Below are 862 nucleotides of genomic sequence, written 5' to 3'. Positions count from 1 at the left end.
AGCACGGTCGCCGCGCTCGAGGCCATCGCCGGCCCCAGCAGGGGAGCGATCACCATCGCGCCGACGAGGACCGCGAGCGAATCCAGCAGGACGCCGGTGGTGGCGACGACGCCGCTGATCGCCGTCATCGCGGTAAAGATGACGAGCGAGGGGAGCTGTGACCGGGCTTTCGAGCGCAGCTCGCTCCGGGAGATGCGTTCGAACGAGAGCCACTCGCGTCGTCCGTCGGGCGGCGAGCCCTCCCAGTCGTTTCCGACGATCGCCATCGGTTCTTCGACGATCACGGTGACGTCGCCGTCGACCGACGCGAGATCGTCCTCCACCGGTTCGACCGCGTGTGCCGGCACTGGGACCGTTATCGTCCGGTTCTCGCCGTCGGTGTGGTCGGTGAGGCTGTACTCGAGGTCGTGGCGTTCGATCACGGTCGTGACCTCGTCGGTACTCGACTGCGAGGCGGTAAGCACCGTCAGTAGGCGCATGTTCGACGTTTCCGTGGCTCGAGCGGACCCGCGATACCCGTCGCGATCGGTCACAGTAGTTCGAGTGCATCGATGTCGGGAGTCGGATCGTCAGGGAACGTTCGTGCGTACAGCGAGCGGACCGTTTCCCGAACGGTGTCGAGTCGGTCCTCGCGGGTGTCACAACAGGAGCTACCGCAGCGGCCGATCGGACCGTCTGCCCCCGGAGCGTAGGCGAGACGGCCGTGACACTCCGGACACCGGGGTTCGGCGTGGGCCGCCATCCAGTCCACGTCGAACCCGTCGCGAGCGAGCCGTTCGCCAAGGGCGTACCAGACGATGACGTCGCGCTCCTGACGGCCCGTCGCGGACCGTTTGAGCCGGGCCAGCGCGAGCGCGCCGCG

General features: G+C 68.0%; 2 pseudogenes. Both read right to left on the bottom strand.

Going from position 1 to position 862, the window contains the following annotated elements:
• Window positions 1-533: pseudogene (locus tag PGX04_RS31170) on the bottom strand (TIGR00341 family protein); the annotation flags it as partial.
• Window positions 530-862 (bottom strand): annotated as a pseudogene (locus tag PGX04_RS31165) (hypothetical protein); the annotation flags it as partial. The pseudogenes PGX04_RS31165 and PGX04_RS31170, both read right to left, overlap by 4 nt.

It is taken from the genome of Natrinema soli, assembly GCF_028618695.1.
This window is presented reverse-complemented; position numbering and strand designations above follow the sequence as displayed.